At 47.8% G+C, this 23,096-nt stretch carries 21 protein-coding genes; 11 read left to right on the top strand and 10 right to left on the bottom strand.

Features of this window, described 5'->3' with window-relative positions; genetic code table 11:
• The first annotated feature begins 269 nt into the window (after positions 1 to 269).
• From B5F34_RS04760 to B5F34_RS04805, 10 genes are all read left to right on the top strand, one after another.
• Positions 270 to 1,646, top strand: a complete 1,377-nt coding sequence (locus B5F34_RS04760; RefSeq protein WP_087335602.1) for an NAD(P)/FAD-dependent oxidoreductase — start codon at positions 270 to 272, stop codon at positions 1,644 to 1,646.
• A gap of 14 nt (positions 1,647 to 1,660) precedes the next feature.
• Positions 1,661 to 2,731: a tRNA 2-thiouridine(34) synthase MnmA gene (gene mnmA, locus B5F34_RS04765; RefSeq protein WP_087335604.1), complete on the top strand. Its 1,071-nt coding sequence runs from the start codon at positions 1,661 to 1,663 to the stop codon at positions 2,729 to 2,731.
• 26 nt (positions 2,732 to 2,757) lie between these two features.
• A complete protein-coding gene (locus tag B5F34_RS04770) occupies positions 2,758 to 4,140 on the top strand; it encodes a S8 family serine peptidase (protein WP_087335667.1) in 1,383 nt (460 codons plus the stop codon).
• A gap of 15 nt (positions 4,141 to 4,155) precedes the next feature.
• Positions 4,156 to 5,400, top strand: coding sequence for an exodeoxyribonuclease VII large subunit (gene xseA, locus B5F34_RS04775; RefSeq protein WP_087335606.1), 1,245 nt, complete (start codon positions 4,156 to 4,158; stop codon positions 5,398 to 5,400).
• A gap of 22 nt (positions 5,401 to 5,422) precedes the next feature.
• The gene (gene xseB / locus B5F34_RS04780; protein WP_087335608.1) at positions 5,423 to 5,635 is read left to right on the top strand and encodes an exodeoxyribonuclease VII small subunit; all 213 of its coding nucleotides are present in this window, start codon (positions 5,423 to 5,425) and stop codon (positions 5,633 to 5,635) included.
• Between the two features lie 35 nt (positions 5,636 to 5,670).
• On the top strand, positions 5,671 to 5,934 hold the full coding sequence (locus B5F34_RS04785) for a hypothetical protein (protein ID WP_087335610.1): 264 nt from the start codon (positions 5,671 to 5,673) through the stop codon (positions 5,932 to 5,934).
• Entirely contained in the window at positions 5,925 to 6,224 is a 300-nt protein-coding gene (locus B5F34_RS04790; protein ID WP_087335612.1) for a type II toxin-antitoxin system RelE/ParE family toxin, read from the top strand. The genes B5F34_RS04785 and B5F34_RS04790 overlap by 10 nt, the downstream gene beginning before the upstream one ends.
• Positions 6,225 to 6,256: 32 nt before the next feature.
• Positions 6,257 to 7,276, top strand: coding sequence for a branched-chain amino acid aminotransferase (locus tag B5F34_RS04795; protein ID WP_087335614.1), 1,020 nt, complete (start codon positions 6,257 to 6,259; stop codon positions 7,274 to 7,276).
• A gap of 10 nt (positions 7,277 to 7,286) precedes the next feature.
• Positions 7,287 to 8,048, top strand: coding sequence for a tRNA (guanosine(46)-N7)-methyltransferase TrmB (gene trmB, locus B5F34_RS04800; RefSeq protein ID WP_087335616.1), 762 nt, complete (start codon positions 7,287 to 7,289; stop codon positions 8,046 to 8,048).
• Positions 8,049 to 8,195: 147 nt separating this feature from the next.
• Positions 8,196 to 9,296: an Mrp/NBP35 family ATP-binding protein gene (locus tag B5F34_RS04805; protein ID WP_087335669.1), complete on the top strand. Its 1,101-nt coding sequence runs from the start codon at positions 8,196 to 8,198 to the stop codon at positions 9,294 to 9,296.
• 161 nt (positions 9,297 to 9,457) lie between these two features.
• Here the strand turns inward: B5F34_RS04805 and B5F34_RS04810 are convergent, their stop codons facing one another.
• The 3 genes from B5F34_RS04810 to B5F34_RS04820 all read right to left on the bottom strand — a co-directional run bounded on the left by B5F34_RS04810 (position 9,458) and on the right by B5F34_RS04820 (position 12,643).
• Complete coding sequence (locus B5F34_RS04810; RefSeq protein ID WP_140392955.1) at positions 9,458 to 10,777, bottom strand: DUF4933 domain-containing protein; 1,320 nt, start codon at positions 10,775 to 10,777, stop codon at positions 9,458 to 9,460.
• Positions 10,778 to 10,918: 141 nt separating this feature from the next.
• A complete protein-coding gene (locus B5F34_RS04815) occupies positions 10,919 to 12,244 on the bottom strand; it encodes a M56 family metallopeptidase (RefSeq protein WP_140392956.1) in 1,326 nt (441 codons plus the stop codon).
• A 36-nt stretch (positions 12,245 to 12,280) separates the two neighbouring features.
• The gene (locus B5F34_RS04820; RefSeq protein WP_087335622.1) at positions 12,281 to 12,643 is read right to left on the bottom strand and encodes a BlaI/MecI/CopY family transcriptional regulator; all 363 of its coding nucleotides are present in this window, start codon (positions 12,641 to 12,643) and stop codon (positions 12,281 to 12,283) included.
• A 391-nt stretch (positions 12,644 to 13,034) separates the two neighbouring features.
• On the opposite strand from B5F34_RS04820, the gene B5F34_RS04825 reads away from it, so the two are divergent.
• The gene (locus B5F34_RS04825; RefSeq protein WP_087335624.1) at positions 13,035 to 14,561 is read left to right on the top strand and encodes a Gfo/Idh/MocA family oxidoreductase; all 1,527 of its coding nucleotides are present in this window, start codon (positions 13,035 to 13,037) and stop codon (positions 14,559 to 14,561) included.
• 131 nt (positions 14,562 to 14,692) lie between these two features.
• Here the strand turns inward: B5F34_RS04825 and B5F34_RS04830 are convergent, their stop codons facing one another.
• The 7 genes from B5F34_RS04830 to B5F34_RS04860 form a co-directional block, all read right to left on the bottom strand.
• On the bottom strand, positions 14,693 to 15,964 hold the full coding sequence (locus B5F34_RS04830) for an ABC transporter permease (protein ID WP_087335626.1): 1,272 nt from the start codon (positions 15,962 to 15,964) through the stop codon (positions 14,693 to 14,695).
• A 1-nt stretch (position 15,965) separates the two neighbouring features.
• Positions 15,966 to 17,144, bottom strand: a complete 1,179-nt coding sequence (locus tag B5F34_RS04835; RefSeq protein ID WP_087335628.1) for an ABC transporter permease — start codon at positions 17,142 to 17,144, stop codon at positions 15,966 to 15,968.
• Between the two features lies 1 nt (position 17,145).
• Positions 17,146 to 18,132 (bottom strand): HlyD family secretion protein, encoded by a 987-nt coding sequence (locus tag B5F34_RS04840; protein ID WP_087335630.1) that lies wholly within the window; start codon positions 18,130 to 18,132, stop codon positions 17,146 to 17,148.
• Positions 18,133 to 18,165: 33 nt separating this feature from the next.
• Positions 18,166 to 19,632 (bottom strand): TolC family protein, encoded by a 1,467-nt coding sequence (locus B5F34_RS04845; RefSeq protein ID WP_087335672.1) that lies wholly within the window; start codon positions 19,630 to 19,632, stop codon positions 18,166 to 18,168.
• A gap of 126 nt (positions 19,633 to 19,758) precedes the next feature.
• Complete coding sequence (locus B5F34_RS04850; RefSeq protein ID WP_087335632.1) at positions 19,759 to 20,643, bottom strand: hypothetical protein; 885 nt, start codon at positions 20,641 to 20,643, stop codon at positions 19,759 to 19,761.
• Positions 20,644 to 20,656: 13 nt separating this feature from the next.
• A complete protein-coding gene (locus B5F34_RS04855) occupies positions 20,657 to 21,583 on the bottom strand; it encodes an Rpn family recombination-promoting nuclease/putative transposase (protein WP_087335675.1) in 927 nt (308 codons plus the stop codon).
• A gap of 361 nt (positions 21,584 to 21,944) precedes the next feature.
• Positions 21,945 to 23,066 (bottom strand): SusE domain-containing protein, encoded by a 1,122-nt coding sequence (locus B5F34_RS04860; protein WP_087335634.1) that lies wholly within the window; start codon positions 23,064 to 23,066, stop codon positions 21,945 to 21,947.
• Between the last annotated feature and the right edge of the window lie 30 nt (positions 23,067 to 23,096).

Genomic DNA, 23,096 nt, shown 5'->3' on the forward strand with positions numbered 1-23,096 from the left:
AAAACTAAGGGTTAGCGTCCGTAACCTGGACCTTGCCTGTACGTAGGCAGAGTGTCATGCTTTGGCGGTATGGTGCTTATACTGTAGAAACAAGGCCCGTCACGACATTAGACTGGCACGGGACGGGAAAGCGCTCTTGACGGTTTTTAATGAAAGAGCACTGCACTTCTTGCACGGCTTCCTGTATTTATTGGAGGAAGAATTGGTCTGCTTATTGTCTTTTTTATTACTTTTGTACCCGAAATCAAGAACTTATAATCAAGGTACGTATGAGTTTTAACATTGCAAAGACTAATGCAAAGCGAATTGTAATTGTAGGTGGAGGATTTGGCGGTCTGAAATTGGCCAATGCACTCCGTAAAACGGGTATGCAGGTAGTGTTGGTGGATAAGAATAACTTCCATCAGTTTCCGCCTTTGATTTATCAGGTGGCATCTTCCGGCATTGAGCCAAGTTCCATCTCTTTCCCATTCCGCAAAATTTTCAGGAAACGTAAAAACTTCTATTTCCGCATGGCGGAGGCCCGTTCGATATTCCCGGATCGTAAAATCCTTCAGACTTCCATTGGTAAGATAGAATATGACTACCTGGTGCTTGCAGCAGGCACAACCACTAATTTCTTTGGCAATAAGCATCTGGAAGAAGAGGCAATGCCTATGAAGACCTTGTCGGAAGCTATGGGGTTGCGCAACGCTTTGCTCGGCAATCTGGAGCGGAGCATTACGTGTGCTACTGATCAGGAACGTAATGAACTGCAGAATATCGTGATTGTAGGAGGCGGTGCCACAGGAGTGGAAATTGCCGGTGTCTTGTCTGAGATGAAGAAGTACGTGCTTCCGGCCGATTATCCCGATATGGACAGCAGCCAGCTGAATATCTTTTTGATTGAAGCAGCCGGTCGTTTGCTGGGAGGTATGTCGCCTGAGTCTTCGGCTGCCGCAGAGCAGTTCTTGCGCAATATGGGCGTAAATGTGTGTCTGCATAAAAAAGTGACGGATTACCGCGACCATAAGGTCATCTTTGAAGACGGTATGGAAATACCCACCCGTACGTTTATCTGGGTGAGCGGTGTGCGTGCTGTCGGCATCGGCAATATGCCGTCAGAGTGCATCGGGCGTGGAGGCCGTTTGAAAGTGGATGCTTATAACCGGGTAGAAGGTTTGCAGGATGTATTTGCCATTGGTGACCAGTGTATTATGACTGCCGACAAGGATTATCCCAATGGTCACCCTCAACTGGCCCAGGTAGCCATACAGCAGGGTAAACTTCTGGCTGCTAACCTGAAGAGAATGGAGAAAAAGAAACCCCTGAAGTCTTTCCGCTATAAGAATTTAGGCTCGATGGCTACGGTAGGACGTAACCGTGCAGTGGCAGAATTCAAGAAGGTCAAGACACAGGGATGGATTGCATGGGTCTTGTGGCTGGTAGTGCATCTGCGTTCCATCTTGGGTGTGCGCAATCGGGTAAGTGTGATGTTAAACTGGATTTATAACTATTTTACTTACGACCAGTCTTTGCGCATCATTGTCTATGCCCGTAAAGCCAAAGAAGTGCGCGAGCGTGAGGAGCGTGAGGCCCGTGTGCATTGGGGTGAAGACTTGCAGGATGCCGAGAAGAAGTCGGGAGATAATCCAATCAAGAAATAAAATCAGACAACGGAATGAATCCCCCAAAGCGTGTGTTGGTGGGTATGAGCGGAGGCATAGACAGTACCGCTACCTGCCTGATGTTGAGAGAACAGGGATATGAAGTCTTGGGACTGACCATGTGGGTATGGGGGGATGAGCCAGTAGAAGCTCATGCCCTTGCCCAAAGTATGGGTGTGGAACATTATGTGGCCGATGAACGGGATGCTTTCCGTCAGACGGTGGTGAAGTATTTCATCGATGAGTATCGCTCTGGTCGCACACCCAATCCTTGTGTGATGTGTAATCCGTTGTTTAAGTTCCGTATCTTGTCCGAATGGGCCGATAAACTGGGATGCGCCTATATAGCTACCGGGCATTACAGCCGGTTGGAGAAGCATGGCGAAGCAGTCTATATTTGTGTAGGCGATGACGAGAAAAAAGACCAGTCTTATTTCCTTTGGCGTTTGGGGCAGGACGTGTTGAAGCGTTGTATATTTCCCCTCGGAACCTTTACCAAATTGCAGGTACGCGAGTATTTGCGCGGCAAGGGGTATGCCTTGAAAGCCGAAGGAGGTGAGAGCATGGAGGTTTGCTTCATCAAAGGCGATTACCGTGATTTCTTGCGTGAGCATTCTCCGGAGATAGACAAAGAAGTAGGACCCGGGTGGTTTGTCAATGCCGAAGGCCTGAAGCTGGGAGAGCATAAAGGCTATCCCTATTATACGATTGGACAGCGCAAAGGCTTGGAAATAGCGTTGGGAAAACCGGCTTACGTATTGAAAATCAATCCGGAAAAGAATACGGTTATGCTGGGCGATGCCGTTGGACTGAAGACGGAATGGATGTTGGCAGAACAGGCACAGTGGACGGATGAGACTGAGTTTTTCGGACATCCGGATTTGTGTGTGCGTATCCGTTACCGCAGTAAGCCCATTCCTTGTTCGGTGAGCCGCTTGGATGATGGACGTTTATTGGTGCATTTCCAGGAAGAGGCTTCTGCCGTTGCTCCGGGACAGTCCGCTGTCTTTTATGTGGGCCGTCGAGTGGTAGGTGGGGCATTTATTGCTTCTCAACGGGGCATTGGGATGTATATACCGTCGTAACGATTGAATTTTTTTTAATGTTTACTATGAAGAAGCTGATATTAAGCATTGCTTTGGTTTTAATGTGTGCCGGTGCTCGGGGAGAAGGAGATACCCTGAAGTATCGTGTCTGTTTGAAAGATAAGGCTGTTACGGAGTATTCTCTGAAGAAGCCGGAGGATTTTCTTTCCCGCAAATCCATAGAACGCAGGTTGCGCCAGAATCTGGCTATCGACTCCACAGACCTGCCGGTTTGTAAAAAATATGTGGATGAGATTTGCCGGTTGGGAGCGCACGTCGTAGTGACCGGAAAATGGGAGAATTTTGTGACCGTGTCGTGCAATGATACGATGTTGGCTTCCCGTATGGCAGCCTTGCCTTTTGTCCGTTCCGTAGAGCTGGTGTGGAAAGCACCGGCGGAAAGTAATAAGGGATTGTCTGCCAAACGTGATACATTGATTAACCATCCTACAGTCTATCCGGATAGCACTTATGGAACAGCCTTCCGGCAGATTGCCATAAGCCGTGGAGATCGGCTGCATGCAGCAGGTTTCCGTGGACAGGGGATGACTATTGCCGTCATTGATGCCGGCTATCACAATGCCGACAGCATAACAGCGATGCGCAATATCCGAATTCTGGGAACCCGTGATTTTGTGGAACCGGGTGCGGATGTGTATGCCAAAGGAAGTCACGGCATGATGGTGCTGTCGTGTATGGGAATGAACCGGCCTGAAGTGATGGTGGGCACAGCTCCCGAAGCATCTTATTGGCTGTTGCGTAGCGAGGATGAACGAAGTGAGCAATTGGTGGAACAGGATTATTGGGCGGCAGCCGTTGAGTTTGCCGATAGCGTAGGGGTTGACGTATTGAATACTTCTCTGGGATATTATGAATTTGATGACCGTTCGGAGAATTACCGGTTGTGTGAGCTTGACGGACACCATGCTTTAATGTCCCGTCAGGCTTCCCGTATCGCCGATAAGGGAATGGTACTGGTATGCAGTGCAGGCAATGCCGGTGCTGGCTCGTGGAAGAAAATAACGACTCCGGGCGATGCGGAGAATGTACTTACGGTAGGTGCGGTTGATAGAGGTGGCGTCTTGGCTCCTTTCTCTTCCATAGGTAATACGGCAGATGGCCGTATCAAGCCCGATGTTGTAGCTGTAGGTCTGGGCTCGGCTGTTATGCAGACGGATGGTAATCAGGGGCGGGCCAACGGGACCTCTTTTGCCTCGCCTATTATGTGTGGGATGGTGGCTTGTTTATGGCAGGCCTGCCCGGAACTGACTGCCAAGGAGTTGATTGCGCTGGTCCGTCGCTCGGGAGACCGTGTGAATTATCCGGACAATATCTATGGCTTCGGAGTGCCTGATGTGTGGAAAGCTTATGGATGGTATCAGAGCCGGGGAAAAAGAGCCAATCTGTAATCTGCTGTTTATGTCATGAAAGAGCCTCTGTCTCTGTATGAGTTGAATTCGCGTGTGCGTCAGACGCTGGAGGAAGGATTGGCCGGTACGTATTGGTTGCAGGCTGAATTGTCTGAGGTGCGTGTCAATGCCAGTGGACATTGCTATGTGGAGTTCGTGCAGAAGGCTCCGAAAGGCAATGTCCTGTTGGCCAAGGCACGAGGCACTATCTGGTCCAATGTCTTTCAGCTGCTGAAGCCCTATTTTGAAGAAGAGACGGGGCAGCCGTTTGTGGCTGGCATCAAAGTATTGGTTGAGGTCGTAGTAGGTTTTCATGAGCTTTACGGCTATAGTCTGACTGTGCTTGATATAGATCCGGCTTATACATTGGGCGATTTGGCTCTCCGACGCCGTGAAATACTGAAGCAACTGGAAGAGGAAGGGGTGCTGACTTTGAATAAAGAGCTTCCTATGCCAATGTTGCCGCAGCGGGTGGCGGTTATTTCATCGCCTACGGCAGCTGGTTACGGCGATTTTTGCCATCAGTTGCAATACAATCCACGGGGGTATTACTTCCACGTAGAACTGTTCCCGGCAGTAATGCAAGGGGACAGTACAGAAGAAACTATCCTCGCTGCTTTGGATGACATCAATGCACGTCTGCAGGAATTTGATGTAGTAGTCATCATTCGTGGAGGGGGCGCTACTTCCGATCTTTCCGGTTTTGATACCTATATGTTGGCTGCAGCCTGCGCCCAGTTTCCTTTACCTGTCATTACTGGTATAGGTCATGAACGTGACGATACGCTGTTGGATAGTGTGGCCCACACACGTGTGAAGACTCCCACTGCCGCCGCAGAATATCTCATAGCCTGTATGGAGGAGACGGCGACTGCTCTCTTTGCTTTGGCGACCCGCGTACAGGAAGGTGCCCGTGCCCGTTTGAGGCAGGAACATTTGCGTCTGGAGGGGCTTCGGCATCGCATTCCATCGGCTGTTTACCGGTATGTGGCTCGTGCCCGTATGACTTTGCTTTCGCTGCATAAGGATCTGGAGCAATCTGCATTAACTTGCTTATCGTCTTGCCGCCATAAGCTGGATTTGTTGCAGCAACGTCTGGAGGATGCTTCACCAGAAAAGCAGTTGGCACGTGGGTATAGTCTTACATTAAAAGATGGAAAGGCCGTGAAGGATGCCCGTACATTGCAGCCAGGCGACCGTATTGTCACCTGGTTGTGCCAGGGGGAGATACTGTCGGAGGTTGTTAATCATAACTCATAATTCATAAATCTTTTGTTTATATATGGCTATCAGGAAAAAGGAAACGTTTGCCGAATCCATGTCTCGTTTGGAGAAAATCGTGGCACAGATAGATAATAACGAACTGGACATAGACATGCTGGTTGACAAAATCAAGGAAGCTACCGAATTGGTAGCCTTTTGCACCAGGCAATTGACGAAAGCTGAAGACGAAGTGGAAAAATTACTGGCCGAAAAGCCGGAAAGTAAAGAATAAACCGTACATTTGTGCGGACAAAAGAGAATCTGTATATGACAACCATTGATTTGAGAAAAGCCGTCTTGGAGGAGGTCATCGCCTTGTGGGATGATGAAGAGACCATGCAGCAATTGCTGGACTATTTGCAATCGCTGCGGGGAGTCGACCGTCAGGCTTGTATCAACGGATTGCCTTACACCCGTCAGGAGCGACAGAATGCATTGATGCAGGCTGAGGCAGATGTTATGTCTGGCAAGGTTTCGGCTCATGATGAAGTCGTTGTCCGGATAAAAGAAATGATGGAAACATGGAAGTGATTTGGACTCAAGAGGCGGAACGACAACTGTTGGTATTGGCTGAGTATTATCGGCAGTCGGCAGGCTCTGTGACTGCAAGCGGTATTATACAGCGTATCTTGGATGCAGTGGCTTGCCTGGCAGATTCGCCGCATGTCGGACAGTATCTTGTCCGGAGAGGTCAGGCTTACCGCGCGGTTATGGTGCCTGCTTATGGTAGAGTCATTTACCGGATAGTAGGCAATAAGGTCGTGATTGTGGCGGTATGGGATTGCCGCCGTGATTCTTCGGATTCCTTCAAGGGGGCATAAGCAAACAAGGATTTAACTAATATATAATGTGTATGAAAGAAATAGATTGGGCCAATCTGTCCTTTGGATACATGCGGACAGATTACAACGTGAGAATCTACTATCGTAACGGTCAATGGGGTGAACTGGAGACATGCAGCGAAGAGTACATACCCCTGCACATGGCTGCTACCAGCCTGCACTATGGCCAGGAAGCTTTTGAAGGACTCAAGGCTTTCCGGGGTAAGGACGGAAAGATACGCATCTTCCGCCTGGAAGAGAATGCAGCCCGTCTGCAGTCGACCTGTCGCGGTATTCTGATGCCCGAACTTCCTACCGAGCGTTTCCGCGAAGCTGTTGTGAAGGTGGTGAAGCTGAACGAGCGTTTCATCCCGCCTTATGAAAGCGGCGCATCGCTTTATATCCGTCCCTTGCTTATCGGAACGGGAGCACAGGTAGGGGTAAAGCCGGCCAACGAATATCTTTTCCTTATATTCGTGACGCCCGTAGGTCCATACTTTAAAGGTGGATTTGCTGCTACGCCTTATGTTATTACCCGCAAGTACGACCGTGCTGCTCCGTTGGGAACTGGCACCTTTAAGGTAGGTGGCAACTATGCTGCCAGTCTGCGAGCCAGCAAGGAAGCCCATGACGCAGGCTATTCTGCCGAGTTCTATCTGGATGCCAAGGATAAGAAGTACATGGACGAGTGTGGTGCTGCCAACTTCTTCGGTATCAAGGATAATACTTATATCACTCCCTTGTCTACTTCCATCTTGCCCAGCATCACGAACAAGAGCCTGATGCAGTTGGCCGAGGATCTGGGCCTGAAGGTAGAACGCCGCCCCATCCCCGAGGAAGAACTGGCTTCTTTCGAAGAAGCAGGTGCCTGTGGTACGGCAGCTGTTATCAGCCCTATCAGTCATATCGACGATCCGGAGAACGGCCGGAGTTATGTCTTTACCAAAGACGGGACACCAGGCCCCATCTCCAGCAAACTGTATCATAAGTTGCGTGCTATCCAGTATGGGGATGAGCCGGACACGCACGGATGGGTGACTGTCGTAGAGTAAACCTGTTGGCATGGGAAAAGGAAAATTACAGAAATTTGCCGACATGGCTCATTATCCGCACGTCTTCGAGCACCCCTATGCCGGGCCCGAAGGCGTGCCTTTTGCGATGAGGGGTAAGTGGGACGAGGGCTTCTTTGGCAACGGTCGTCCTCTGACTTTGGAACTGGGATGTGGCAGAGGAGAATATACCGTAGGATTGGCCCGTCGTTTTCCTGAGCAGAACTTTATTGGTGTTGACATCAAAGGTGCCCGCATGTGGACTGGTGCTACCGAGGCTTTGCAAGAGGGACTGAAGAATGTTGCTTTCTTGCGTACACGCATCGAGGCCATTGACCAGTGTTTCGCTTCCGGGGAGGTGGACGAATTGTGGCTCACCTTTTCTGACCCGCAGATGAAGAAGGCAACCAAACGTTTGACTTCTACTTATTTCCTTGAGCGATACCGGCGTTTCCTCAAAGACGGAGGACGGATACATCTCAAGACTGACAGCAACTTCATGTTTACTTACACCCGCCTGATGCTGGAGCATAATGCACTGTCGGTTGAGGCTATTACGGACGACCTCTATCATTCTCCCTTGGCCAATGGTGTGCTGACAGATATACGCACGTATTACGAACAGCAATGGCTGGATCGCGGCATGACTATCAAGTACATCTGTTTCCGTCTGCCACAGACCGGGACGCTCTCTGAATCCGATGTGGACATCCCCTTGGACGACTACCGTAGCTATGGACGCAGCAAGCGAAGCAGTCTTCAGACGTCTAAGTAAATCGCTGTAGCCAGTCTTTAAGAGAATGATATAATACCCGACAATCATCTGGCTGTTCTGATATTGCATCAGACGGCGTTTCTTCCTGCATCGGAGGTCTATGGTGAGATCTTATCCGAATGTAGATAATTAGTATTTAATGATATGATAACGATTTATCCCAAACTGATACACGACGCACTGGCTACCGTGCGTTATCCTGGCAATGGCAAGAACCTTGTCGAGGCCGGAATGGTGGCAGACAACTTGCGCATCGATGGTATGAAAGTCAGCTTTTCGCTCATCTTTGACAAGCCGACCGACCCCTTTATGAAGTCGATGCTGAAGGCGACCGAGACGGCTATACACACTTATGTATCACCCGATGTCGAGGTGACTATCAGTACTGAGAGTCGCCAAGCGGCCCGTCCCGAACCCGGCAAGATGCTGCCGCAGGTAAAAAACGTCATTGCTGTTTCCAGCGGTAAAGGCGGGGTAGGCAAGAGCACTGTAGCCGCCAACTTGGCCGTAGCTCTTGTGAGACTGGGCTATAAAGTGGGGCTGTTGGATGCCGATATTTTCGGTCCTTCTGTGCCCAAGATGTTCCAAGTGGAAGATGCCCGTCCTTATGCCGAGCAGAAAGATGGGCGCGATCTCATCGTCCCCATCGAGAAATACGGGCTGAAGTTGCTTTCCATCGGTTTCTTTGTCAACCCCGACCAAGCGACGCTGTGGCGCGGAGGCATGGCCAGCAACGCCTTAAAACAGTTGGTGGGTGATGCCGATTGGGGAGATTTGGACTACTTCGTCATTGACACCCCGCCGGGTACCAGCGACATTCATCTAACTTTGCTCCAGACACTTGCCATTACAGGGGCTGTCATTGTCACTACCCCCCAGCAGGTGGCTTTGGCCGATGCCCGCAAAGGGATTGACATGTACCGCAATGACAAGGTGAATGTGCCCATCTTGGGCTTGGTAGAGAACATGGCATGGTTTACGCCTGCCGAGCTGCCGGAGAACAAGTATTACATCTTTGGCCGTGAGGGAGGAAAACGTTTGGCCGATGAGTTGGGAGTGCCTTTGTTGGGACAGATTCCTCTTGTGCAGGGCATCTGTGAGAGCGGTGATGCCGGACAACCCGTGGCATTGGATACGAATACACTGACGGGACGGGCTTTCCTGCAGTTGGCTGCCGCCGTTGTACGGCAAGTGGATAGGCGCAACGTTGAGATGCCACCTACCCACATTGTCGAAGTAAAGAAATAATTCAAGCCTTCGCAAGCTCAAGTTAGTTGACAAGGAACAAATGAGCGAGACAACAAGGTATTTGCCATACGCAGTTTGATACAAGCCTTGCTCGATGAGGTTTTTATAGCCTTGTTCGTTGGTTCCTTGTCAACTAACTTGGGATTGCGGAAATTGACAGACTACTGCTCCACCATTACAATCACCGTTTCTTTCTCTCCCAAAGCCTCTGCTTCCGGCACGCCGGCCAGTTGTTCCTTCAGCTTTTTGCCGTAGGTGAGAAAATAAGGTATGCCGTCTACCACGCCCGAGAGATGGTCGTTGAGGGATTTCCCCTGATGAGTAAACGGAATCTGCGGATAGTCGGGGTGCCCTTCTTTGTTCTTGGCAGGCGGGAGGGAGAAACATTCTGCCGTCTGCTTGTCATAGACAAGAGTATAAAGCTTCACCTTATTGGACTCGCGGTTGGAGGGGCAATCGTGCCCTTCGGAAAGACCCATGATAACATAGCGGTCGGTTTCCATGAAGCTGTTGATGAACCAATAGTCTCCCAGATTGCGGGACAGGCTCTCTACGACATACTTCCCGGTAGGGCGCTTCAAGTCGCCGAAGTCCAGTTTCCATACGGCTTTCAGCGTGGAGGCATCTTCCAATTCATAAACCGTGTCGTCGTATCCCAGCAAAAAACGGGGTTTGCCGCCGTAGACATACACTTGGCCATCTCTTTCTGCGCTGCGGTAATCGCCGACAGGCACATAGTCTTCTGCATCGTTCACCGTGAAGAGGCAGAGCGTGTCGCCCTTTGTGCCGAACGTATAAACGCGCGAGCTGAAACGCTCCGGCGAGAAATAGCCGCCTTCTATGGTGTAAAATTTCCCTTTCGCGGGCTGCGGCAGGAGGTCGGTCAACTGGTCGGGAGTGCACGTGTCGGTAGAAGCGAGTAATTCGTCCCACGACAGGTTGGCGATGAAACGTCTTGATTTCCCGCCATACGAGGCACGGAGCTGACGGAGTGAAGCGTCATACCCGGCATCATATAGAAATCGTTTCAGATTCAGGCTGATATTCTTTCCGTCTTCGGACTCCATCTCGACATCATTGCGGACGAGTTGCCTCACCGCTTTGTACTTGTCGTCCAGCAGATACAAGCCTTCTATGGCCTGCAGTACCCATTTGTTTTCTACCTTCAGCAAAGGGCTTCCGAATATACAAAGGGCCTCTACCCCCGTGGGGTACAACATGGGCGTACCTATTTCATTGGCTTTCAATGCACGCACATGTTTCAGTGCAGCAGCCACGTTGATGGTCTTTGCCCCGGTGCGCACGATTGTGGGCTGGTACTTGATACCTGCGGGCGGACGATAGTCGGCTGCAAAGGTTTCTACACTTGCGCCTTGCTTTTCCAGTGAGGCGGTTGTCTCACGTTGCTCCTTGCCCGCGTTGCGGTTTCCGCAGGAAACGAGCAGGAACAGGAACATGGTTAGCATACAAATCCGGTTCATAAATAGATAGGTATTTTGGTCTGTAAGTAATCAAAATGCCGGGAAAACGCGAACTCCGCGGTTTCGATTGAAGAAATGCTACTGGAATAGGAGAGAAAGAGGACGCCCGACAGCATCCTCCTTCTTTCAGTATACCAGCCGTTATTGGTTCAGTCTAAAGCGGATGGGCAGAGTGTAAGCTGCACTCACTACTTTACCATCCTGTTTGCCGGGAGTCCAAGTCGGCATAGACTTGATGACGCGCACGGCTTCGGCATCCATCTCCGGGCTTACGCTACGCATGATTTTTACGTCGGAGATTTTTCCCTTGCTGTTTACTACGAACTGACAGACTACAGTGCCTTGCTTCCCGTCTTTTATGGCTTTGTCCGGATAGTGGATGTTAGCACCGATGAATTCCATCATAGCCATTTCGCCACCGGGAAATACAGGCTTCTCGTCTACAATGTGATAGACTTTTTCTTGCTCATCGGAAGTGGCAGCAGTTTCTGTGGCAGATGTTTCCGGTTGGGCTGCGGTTGCCTCAACCGCTGTTTTCGGTTGGGTTACAGCTTCCGTGGCAGGTGTGTCGCCCGTCTTTTCTGCGGGTTGCTCTTGTTTCTGGTTGCCGCAGGCTACTGTCAGCAAGGCTGCCATCGGGAAGAAGAGCAGGTACTTCAGCCGCCCGATGTTGGGAGTTCTTTTCTTGTTCATCATACTGATTCTCTTTTTTAAAGGTAAAACATTAAAGTTGTTATAGATGGTTGCTGCAGCCTTGTGGTAAGCCAGTCCCAGTAAGTGGTACTGATAATTTTTCTTGTTGTATCCTTTAGACAACACATGGCGGTCGGCAAGATACTCCAAGTTCTGCTTGATTTCCTGTTTCAGCAGCCAGGCAAAGGGATTGAACCAGCAGAGAGCGCACATCAGTTCGCTGGCGAGCACATCTATCGAATGCCATTGTCGGGCATGTGTCTGCTCGTGCGTCAGTATTTCGTCCAATTCCTCCCGGTTATATGCATAGGGACATACGAATATCCGTCGGAAGAAAGAGAAAGGAGCTTCGCCTTCCGGCAAGGTATGGATGCCGATGCCATTCAGCCGACTTTTCGGATAGCGGTATATCAGCCGCCAGATGGTAAGGAGTTGCACTACGATGTTTCCACATAACAGGCATGTACCTGCCATACATATCCAACTTATAGCCGGCCATATCCACAGCCTGCTCTCGACCTGCGTCCCACTGGGAGTGACAATGAATTCCGGCAGCGTCACTCCGGTTATAACGATGTCTGTTATTTCTTCAGGCAACCATATCTCTGCTACCCATGTATGAATGGAAGGCAGGGGAGCCAGCAGCGACAGGGCAATAATGCTCATCAGCAGAATCCGGCGGCAGTTGAAAAACGTGTCGCGGTAGAAAAACAGGCGATAGAAAGCGTAAAGCAACGCCAGGACGATATTGACTTTGAGCAGATAAATCAGCATGGTGAACAACAGATTTAAGATGGCATAGACAGCCGGTTATTCTTTTTCTTTCTCTATCATATCTATAATTTCTTTCAAGTCATTGGCAGAGATTTTCTCGTCTTTGGCGAAAAACGATACCATTTCCTTGTATGAGTTCTCAAAATAATTGTGTACGAAGCCGCTCAGGAACGTACGTTTGTATTCCGTTTCGGGAATGAGCGGGGTGTACAGGTACATGTTGCCTACGCGCGACAACTTTACATAACCCTTGCGCTTCAGGTTGGATATGACCGATGCAATGGTCGTGTAGGGAGGTGCCGGCTGCGGGTAGCGGGCTACAATGTCTTTCACAAAGCAACTTTTCAGTGCCCAGATGTGTAACATCACTTCTTCTTCTTGTTTTGTTAATTTCTCCATGGATATATGTTTTTAGTGAATTCGATACAAAGTTACGAATTATTCGTAAGAATGAAATAGATAGTTTGTTAAATAAGTATAAAGACTGCTCCGGTTTCAACGGTATATGAAGCGTTCTTCGGCCCTATATGAAGCAGACTGCAGCGGTATATGAAGCATTCTTCCAAGCTATAAGCATCAGGAGGCTATTTTTTAGGAAGATACGAAAGAAGCATACAACCTTTGTCCGAAGCGGGCAGGATGGGGGCGTAGGGAGTGAATAAAATCTGTCGAATAAATATGAACTAAAGTTAGGATGTTTGGATGCTAATATTTATCTTTGCCCTAATTTTTGATTGGAAACACAATTTTATTAATTTATCTATTAACCTCTTTAATTTAAATTATTTGTATGAAGCTGATTAAGACATTGGTCTTAGGAATCTGCGTTGCATTTGGCGCATGTTCCTCACAGTCGCCAACGGTTTACACCAACGACAAGGGTACACGTTGGCATTGGGAGCAGGGAACTATTGTAGTGGAAACGCCGGAACGTCCGGCCGGACAGGAAAGTGCCTTGGGGCTGACCGCTCCCAAGCTGGAAGTAGTGCGTGTGGGCTTTGTAGGCCTGGGCATGCGCGGTCCGGGTGCTGTAGAGCGTTTCACTCACATTCCCGGCACACAGATTGTAGCATTGTGTGATTATGAAAAGGAACGTGCCGAACGTTGCCAGGAGTTTTTGCGTAAGGCTTCCATGCCCGATGCCGCCATTTATTCGGGAGACAAAGGCTATGAAGAGTTGTGCAAACGTGATGACATCGACCTCGTTTACATTGCTGCCGACTGGTTGCATCACTTCCCCATAGCCAAATGTGCGTTGGAGAATGGCAAGCATGTAGCCATCGAAGTTCCTTCGGTCATGAATCTGGCTCAGTGCTGGGAACTCATCGACTTGAGCGAGAAAACCCGCAAGCATTGCATGATTCTGGAAAACTGCTGCTACGACTGGTTTGAGATGAATACACTGAATATGGCCCAGCAGGGTGTATTTGGTGAAGTAATCCGTGCTCAGGGTGCTTATATCCACAATCTGGATGAGTTCTGGGACTATTACTGGAAGAATGGTGAAAACGACAAACTGGGCTGGCGCTTGGACTATAACATGCGTCATCGTGGCGATGTGTATGCTACTCACGGCCTTGGTCCCGTGGCACAGGCTCTTAACATCCACCGTGGCGACCGTATGAAGACGCTGGTTGCTATGGATACGAAGTCGGTAGTCGGCAAGGCTTTGGTTGAAGAGCGTACAGATTCTGTATGCAACAATTTCCGTAACGGCGACCATACCACAACGCTTATCCGCACCGAGTTGGGCAAGGTTATCGAAATTCAGCACGACGTAATGACACCCCAACCCTATAGCCGTCTGTATCAGCTGACCGGTACCAAGGGTTTTGCCAACAAATATCCCATCGAGGGTTATGCTTTGGGTGGCGACCAGCTTTCTGCATCGGGCGTTCAGCCGGAAGTGGACAACCTCAGCGCTCACAGCTTCTTGCCGAAAGATGAAATGGATGCACTCGTTGCGAAGTATCAACATCCTATTCTGAAGAAATACGGTGAAATGGCCAAGGAAGTAGGTGGTCACGGCGGTATGGACTTTATCATGGACAGCCGTCTGGTATATTGCCTGCAAAATGGTCTTCCTTTGGATATGGACGTTTACGACCTGGCTGAATGGTGCTGCCTGGCCGAATTGGGTGAGCTTTCTATGGACAACGGTTGTGCCGCTGTTGCTATACCTGACTTTACTCGTGGTGAATGGAACAAAGTGCAGGGATACAAGCACGCATACGCTTCTCCCGAAGATGAAAAGGCTGCTGCTGAAAAGGCTGCTGCTTTCACTGCTAAGTTAAAGGAGCAGGGTGCCAAGAAATAATCTTCCCTTGACATTATGGAGGCAGTGAAAGGACCATCCGTTCTTTTCCTCTGCCTGACAGATATGAAAAAGCCGGTTCTTGCTGATAATACATCGCAGGAACCGGCTTGTTTTTGGGGAAACAGGTTATATCATTCTTTTGCGCTCTTTCTGCCAGTGCCCGTAGCAGCCCGCAGCATCTTGTATCTCTTGTATTCCTCGATTACGTGCTTGCGGCTTTGCATAATTTGCCAGCGGTATACCAGGCAGGTAGTAATGAAATATACTCCGGTTTGTATCCACAAAGCCTGATATTCGAACGATGTCTCATGCAGGGTAGCTCCCATGCTGTTGATACGCACAAATCCGTTGATGCCGAATGTGGAAGGAAAGAGATAGGAAAAGTATTTCCAGAACGGAGGGATGGCACTTCCCGGCCATGAGATGCCGGAAAGAAATAACAGGGGCACGGAGGTGAAAACAAACATCAGCATGCAGGTCTCGCGGTTGCGGATAGCTATGGATGCAGTCATGGAGAAGAAAATGCATGCCAGAAGATACGGCAGGATGAATAATGTCAACTCACCGGGCAGGGCTATTTGGTTCAGGTGGAATATTCTGGGGACTACGCAAAGTATGTAAACTGCTACCAGTGCATAGACCATCAGGTAACTCAGTCCCTTGCCCAATACAATGCGCAACGTGCCGTGATAATGCCGGTTGATAGGCACCAGGTCGCGGAATTGGTTGCGTTCGCGGGCTGTGCCGGCACTGAGTCCTATGCCCAATAATAGTGTCTGCTGTATGATAAGCATCAAAACCGCCGGGATAAGAAAAGCGGCAAAACCGTTGGTCGGATTGTATAGTGCCACGTCTTTGTAGGTTATAGGGTAGGCAGTCAGTTCGTCTTGCCGTTCTGTGGTGTTGCCGGCACGTGCTATTTTTATTTCGGCGTTCATATCCAGTGATACTTCCGTATTGGCCAGTAATAGCGACTTGTAATAAAGCAGACCGCTCATATCGCAGTAAAGCGTGACGTGGGTTTGCCTTCCTTCTGCAATGTCATCACTGAAAGAGGCTGGTATATAGATAATGCCGTATGCTTTGCGGTCTTTCAGAACCAACTTGGCTTCTTCCATATCTGCGCAATAGGTGATAATCTGTACTTCCGAAGTAGCATCTACCCGTCGCAGATAGTCGCGGCTCAGACTGGTACGCGAGTTGTCTACCACGGCAGTAGGTACGTCGTGTAAAGTTTCGTTGGTATATATGAAAGAATATATCAAGGGATATACCAAAGGCACAAGTACGAAGAATATCAGTACGCCTTGGTCGCGGAAGGTATTGCGGAATTCCTGCTTCCAGATGTAGAGCATATCATGAATGCTCTGCACAAGCCATTGTTTCAATGTAGGACGTTTCATTTCAGGGTACGTATTTATAATAAATCAAGGCTCCCTTTAAGCGGTGGGCCACCAGGAAGGGAAGCAGCATGAACAGTAGCAGGGCCACATAGTTTGTCCAAGAATATATCATGGGATAACCATTGAGAGCCTGGTCTACATAAATAAGAAAGTAATGCCGCAACGGGAAAAGATTGGCCAGTGCTTGCAGGGTGGGGTGCATCCCCATCAAGGGAAATGAAAGTCCGCACATGGAGAATGAAAGTACTCCCCACAGCGAAGCAAAACTCAAACCGAGACGAAGAGTCGGCAACGTGCCTATCATCAGTATGCCCATGCCCTGTGAGGCTAATACGAGGCAAAGCGTGGCAAACAGCATGGGCAGAATGCCACTGTTGCACGGGAAATGGAGAAACCCGTATAAGTAGACATTGTAAAGTATGCCCATCAGAAAGAAAATAAGAGTGTGAGGCAGTAATTTTCCTCCCAAGGAAATCCAGATAGAGTTATTCCCAAGGCGCAGCCATTCGCGGGCTGTCCGTTCTTTGATTTCTACACCGATGGAGAATACCGTTACCATAAAAATCAATAGCATCAGCACGCCGGGAGCAAAAGTGTTGTTTAGATATACCGAATAGTTGAGCCACGGGTTGTTGAGCGGGTGGGTATCAATCACAATGGGCTGCAGATAATTCATTGCCTGTTCTTCTGTAGCTCCTTTGGCCAATAAAGTGGCCTGGACAACTGCTCCGGATGCAAGTTCACTCATGGTTTTCATGTCCTTGAAAAGCAATGAGCCGGCTATCAGTAATGTATTATTGGTATAAAAGGATACAGTAGGACGGCGTTGTGCCTGTGCTTCAGCTGTGGTGCCTTCGGGGATGTAATAGAAACCATAGATGTCCCCCCGCTGCACGGCTTCACGCGCTTCATTGAACGTCGGGTAGTGGGCTATAACCTTGCTCTGCTGAAAAGCGTCCAAAGTACGTGTCAGTTGTCGCGTGGTGGAAGTTTGGTCTTGGTCGACAACTCCAACAGGCATATCAGTGGGCAATCCCGATTCCATCAGTGTGGTAAAGAAAATGTAGCAGAAAAGCGGCGCCACTATCATGCAGAACAAATAGAGCGGACGCGAAACCAGCCGGTGGCATTCGCGCCTTATTACGTTCCAAAAGGCTTTATATTTATTATTTGCTTTCATGCTATTTCTCCAAAATGACACTCATTCCGGGACGTAAACCTTCTGTTTTTTCCAAAGGTGTTGCTCTGACCTCAAAGGTTTTCAGGTCGAATTGGCCGGTCGTTTTTGTTGCTTTCCAGGCAGCATAACTACCTAAGTCTTTCATATAATATACTTTCAGTCGAATATTGCGGTTTAATGCAGGTACAAATGCTTCGAATTCGCTACCCATTCCCAATCCTTGTAGCAAATCTTCGCGAACATTGAAAGTAACCCACATATCTTCCATGATGGCTATGTTCATAATGGGAGCTCCGGTTCCTACGAGTTCACCCATTTTAGGGAAAATCTCAGACACCTCGCCGGCGCTTTGCGCAGTGAGCACAGTTTCTTTTATGTATGATTCGACTTCAGCAACAGCTCCTTTGGCTCGTTCCACTAAAGCAGCTGCGGCAGCCTTATCTTCGCGTTCAGCTCCGTTTTTTGCCATGTCATATTGGGCCTTGGCAGCTTTTTCGGTGGCTCTGGCAGCATCACGCTGAGCCGTTATTTCATCTAATTTTTGGGCAGACATAACGCCTTGCTCATAAAGATTCCTGATGCGGTTATAAGATTTTTCGGCTATTGACAATCCGGCCTGAGCTTTTTGCCACATTTCATAGGCGGCTTGTACTTGTTCGTGCCGGGCACCTTTTTGGGCTTTTTCATTTTGAGCCTGTGCAGCGGCTTCTGCGGCTTTGGCCTGTTCCAATTTCGCTTGCACATCGGGTGCTTCCAGTATGGCCAATGTGTCTCCAGCTTGCACCGTTTGTCCTTCTTTGACGCAGAAAGTCAGAATACGTCCCGGTACTTTGCTCGATATGCGGTATTCTGTAACTTCGGCTTGTCCTTGTACTATTTCCGGTCCTTTGCGCAAAGCAAAGAATCCTACCAATGCTACTATGGCCACGACTCCCAGCAATGTGAGAAAGGCCAGAATCATATTGCTGTTTTGTGATTTTAAGTTCATATTCTTGCTATATTTTAATTCAGTTTTCTGTATTTAATTACCAATAGCCAGTTGTCCCATGGCCTTCTTCAAGTAAACTTCGGTCAGTTTAACGTCAATTTGTGCATCAATCTTTTCTGATTGTGCAGACAGCCAGGCGGTGTGAGCCTCTAATACATTGCTGGCCGGGATAACTCCTTCTTCAAATCCTAATGTGGCATAGCGTAGGTTCTCGTTGGCTTTTTCCAAGTTCTTTTCTGCCATTGTAAGTTTCTTTGCTGCCTCATTTACTTGAAAAGCTGTTTGGTTAACTTGTAGTTCTATCTTCTCTTTGGCATCTTGCAATTGGTATTGGGCAATGCGTGCTTCCGATTTGGCAGATTTCACTTTATACATACCTTCTCCCCAATGCCATATTGGCAGAGAAACGGTAACGCCCACATTCCACATTCCTTTGAACTTCTTTTCGAAGCTGTTGAATACCGAAGGATTAGTAGCCATATACCCTCCAATCAGGGCTATGGAAGGAAGGTAATCTGCCCGCGTTAGTTTTATCTTTTGCTGATAGATGTGGTTGGCCAGTTCCAAGCTGCGTATTTCCGGTCGATTTTCATACACGGCATTGATGTCGATGTCGTGTGTGGGGACAGCTGCAGGAGAAAGGTCTTCTTCCTTTTCGTCTGCCAAAGTGAAAGTCGAAGAAAGGTCAAGTCCGCACAGTTGGCAGAGTAGCATTCGCGAAAGAGTCAGTCCATCGTCTACTTTGGTTAAGGTCATTTCTGCTTCATTAACCTTGACTTTGACGGATAGTACATCCGCTTTGGTAGCTATCCCTTCGGCTTTCATTTTTTCAATATCGCTTTCTAATTTTTGAAGCAGTTTCAGGTATCCCTCTGCCAACTTTTTCTTATTGGCCAATGAAACTACTTGCCAATAGGCCTGGTCGGTACTTAAGATTACTTCCTGCATACCGCTGTCGTGTTGCTGACGTGCCAAAGCTTCAGCATATTTCGTAATTTTATTGTATGCCCGTATTTTGCCACCCATATAAAGAGGTTGGGTCAGTGTCAATGCTCCAGCATACATATTGCGTGTATCTGTACGGAATGCATCGACTACGGCACTGCCTGCATTATTTAGCGCCCCTGTAAGGCTTTGTCCGAGAGCAGAAAGAGGACCGCTTAATTCGGGATAAATTTGCGAAATGATTTGTGCCGCTTCTTGCAGAGGGGTTCCCAATGAAGTGCCCAACCCTGAGAGTGTGCTTTTTTGTGCATCACTCAGCAGGGAGAGTTCACGACTGGTACGCATATATCCACCCGCTGCAGATATTTTGGGGAGAAAGTTGGTAAAAGCGGCCTTCTGCTGGTAATGGGCAGCGTTGATTTTCTCGTGGCTGATCAGTAGTTCTTTGTTGTTGGCAAGCGCCAATGCACGACAACTATCCAAGCTGAGTGTCTCTTGGGCTGGCAAAGACCATACTGCACACGTTAAACCGATGATACAAAAGAGTTTTTTCATTGAATTCATACATTTGCCTAAGTAACAATATTGCCAGCAAATTGTTCGTCAAACAACAAACAGTTGCATAGGCAACGGGGCAAATGTATGTTCTTTCAATGATTCTTCAAAATAAATTAAGTTTTTTTAGTTGAGGCTGAAATTCTGACTTCCTATCAGATTCCCGTCGGTAAATATATCTATGCGATAGGTACCTGCGTAAAGAAATTCTTCTACATCCCAATAAACAGTAACTGGCTGTTCTTCGCCGGTGTATTCAATATATTTCTTTATTGAGTAGCGTAAATTCCGGTTCTCATAGGCGAATACATCCGCATCGTTTTTAGTCAACACATCATTGTCTGGCTTGGTAATGCGTACATAAAGAGTCTTCTCTCCTGTTTGTGCTGTAATGTTCTTTGAGATGACAAAGTCTATTTTTAGCTGTACAATATTTTTGGTCCGTTTTGTTCTCTTATTGCGTTTATTCAATGGAGTTACTTCAATGGCGGTAGCATCCAATTGGGCAGCGAGCGTAACCTTCTGGTTCAATGCTTTCTTTTCCTGCGAAAGATTGTTGATTGTAGCAGAAGCCGCATTGTATTTTTGTGTTACATCGGCAATGATTTCTTTTTGTTGGGCTGTCAATCGGTTCAGCGAATCAATCTGGTTAATGTAGCTTATCATTACCTTGCGGAGCGTAGCCAGTTCATTGCGCAGTCGGCGTATTTCCCGGGCATTGCTGCTTTTCACGGTGCGCAGTTCTTCCAGTAAGCGTTGCGTTTTCAGCTGTTCCTGCTCCAGTAGCGAGGACAACGAATCGTTGGAAACAGTCAGTTTCAACTCATCATATTGTCTGGCGAAAGTGGTATATTGGTTTTCCAGATCTTCTTTTTCCAATTCAAACTCTTGCGTCAGTTCCTTGTTTACTTTCTTTTCTGATATTAAAAGAACGCTGACGCCAGCTAACAGCAATATAAGAATGCCGCCAACTATCCATGTAATGGTTCTGTTGTTTTTATTCTCTGTCATAACTTATGTTTATTTATTCTTTTGTCAGGAGTTGTTGTAGGATTTCTAAGGGTAGATGGGTGTATCGGGATATAGTTGACAAAGGAACTCCATCGGCAAACATTTCTTGAGCAATGGAAAGAGCTTTGTTCTTTTCTCCCTTTTCCATTCCTTTGGCCATTCCTTTTTCCATTCCCTCGGCCATTCCTTTTTCTAATCCTTCCGAATAGCCTTTATTTTGAGCGGTAGAGAGTACGCTATACCAGTCTCTGAAGGCTTTTAAGCTTTCTTCATATTCTATTTTTTCGCAGGTGTTGAATCTGGCTATTTCTGCGGCACTGAAGAATTGCTCAAATATTTTTTCCCTTAAAGCTTTAGGACGGTCCCAGAGGGCCGGTAAGTGGCGGATGGCATAAAGCCATTTGTCAGACATAGTCACTAATTCTTCTTCTGTTTTCGTAAATTTAGGCATCTCCAAGTAGATAAATGTCAGTTTGTCATAAAAGACTTTCTTGGTTCGGGTGTCCATCAGTTTCACTTCGTGGTGGAAATAGTTTGGGTCGCTGTCATCGAAAGAAAAGTTCAGGATGCCAATGGTGTAGACCGCTTTTAACTGGTAATTCCAGTCACCCCGTTGTGCCTGTTCTCTTATCGGAAAGGTTGAATAGAAAATGCTGCGGTCTTTAAAGAACTGCTGTTCGGCTTTTTGCATTTCCACTAAGAATTTTTCTCCGTTTTCATTTTCACAATATACATCGAAAACGGCCTTCCGGTCTGTTTCTTGCGTGCCCAGTTGTTCGCTGTTCAGATAGCTTAGACTGGTAATGACTTCCTGACCGTCCAATAGTGAGTTGAGAAAACTGCGTAGCAATTCTTTATTGGCTTCTGTACCGAAAAGCTTTTTAAAAGCGAAATCGGTATAGAAGTTAACATATCTTTCGTGTAATCCTTCCAGTGTCATAAGCGCTTTGTTTTTTGCAATGTCGCAAAGGTAGGATAAAAAATCTGCTTTTGGTGCTTCTATGAACAAAAAAGTAGAAAGCATTCTGTTTTTTGTGGTCTATGTGTATCAGTTGTTCTGTTTTTGTGGTCATGATTGTGATGAAAGGTCTTTTGAGAAAATCTTTAAGCTATTGGAAGCACGTTTCCGAGCGCTAAGAAGCCGATTGCCAATTGCTAAGAAGTAATCGGTTAAATTACAGTTTGTTAGATGGGACAGGATGCGTATGCTTTTTTGTGAGGGAATGTCTCTTTCTTAAAAGAAAAAGACACTGTCTTAATTGTTGGACAGTGTCTTTTCTAAAGTTTATGCTGACAAGATATTATTCAGCACCGTAGTCTTCTGCATTCAGTTCATACGTCATGTTGCTTGAGTTATTCAAATTAACATAGATTCGATAATTGCCAGCTGTAGTAACCTTGATGTTATCCTGGGTATTGAGTCCGCCATCGCTTGTACCTCCAAACCAAGTGCCGTTATCGGTCAGGAACTTAATCTCGTCGTTGGCGGCAAACGTATAGTCTATATAGAACCTCTGTTTTTCTGCATCGAATTTCATGATGTTTTCCGATACCGAGGTATCCCATGTCAGACCACTTGCGCTTCCTACCAAATACAAAGCATCGAAGCTTAAGTTGTTAGTCAGCACCAATGTCGAGTTATTGAACTGGAAGCGATAGAACCGGTGGCTATAGCAGCTGATATTGCCTGAACCGCCGTCGTTAATCAGTGTGATGCTGGCAGCCTCTGCATCGGGTGCGGCAGCAGAGCCATCCAGACCCCAGTTTCCGTTATCCCAGTTGGTAGCTCCTGTCAACTTGAATCCTCCACCGGTAGAAGTATTGAAGTCTATTACTCCTTCAAAGTTTACTCCATCTTCGCTGAAGCTGAACAGAGATTGTGCCGTATCCCATCCCCAGCTGCTGTAGTCACCGATGACGTATACTTCCGGATATTGTATGTCGGCACTATATGGCTGAATATTCAGCGTGATTACATTCGAGTAGAGCGGTGTGGACGCATTCGATATGGATGAAGACAGACGGATTTCAAAGTCACGAGCACTGTAATCTTCTTCTATACCCTGGTTGCGTAGCAGGGTGAGGATGTTGGTGTTCAGGGCTCCTACTTGAATGTCTTGCGACTCGGCGGTGGTCACCGATGCCAGTTGCACGGCATTGGCAAAGTTGTTTCCTGCCAGGTCGAAATCAATGTTGGTGGTGACAATGGCGTTGTAGCCGAAGTCGGGTTTCGTCCATGTCAGTGTGAAGGCTACATTCTCCGAGTTGCGTGATTCTAATACATAGCTGGTCGTAGCCGGTGCCTCTAATACAGCTGCCTGTGCATTTTCTGCATTGTAGGTTACTCCGTCGAGGTCGCTTTCGCAGGCTGTAAAGGCCAACGCTACCCCAAGTACGGGTATATAATTGAGTAGTCTTTTCATAATTTTTTCTTGTTAGAAATTAATCATTGA

Source organism: Mediterranea sp. An20 (genome assembly GCF_002160055.1).
GTDB lineage: Bacteria > Bacteroidota > Bacteroidia > Bacteroidales > Bacteroidaceae > Bacteroides > Bacteroides avicola.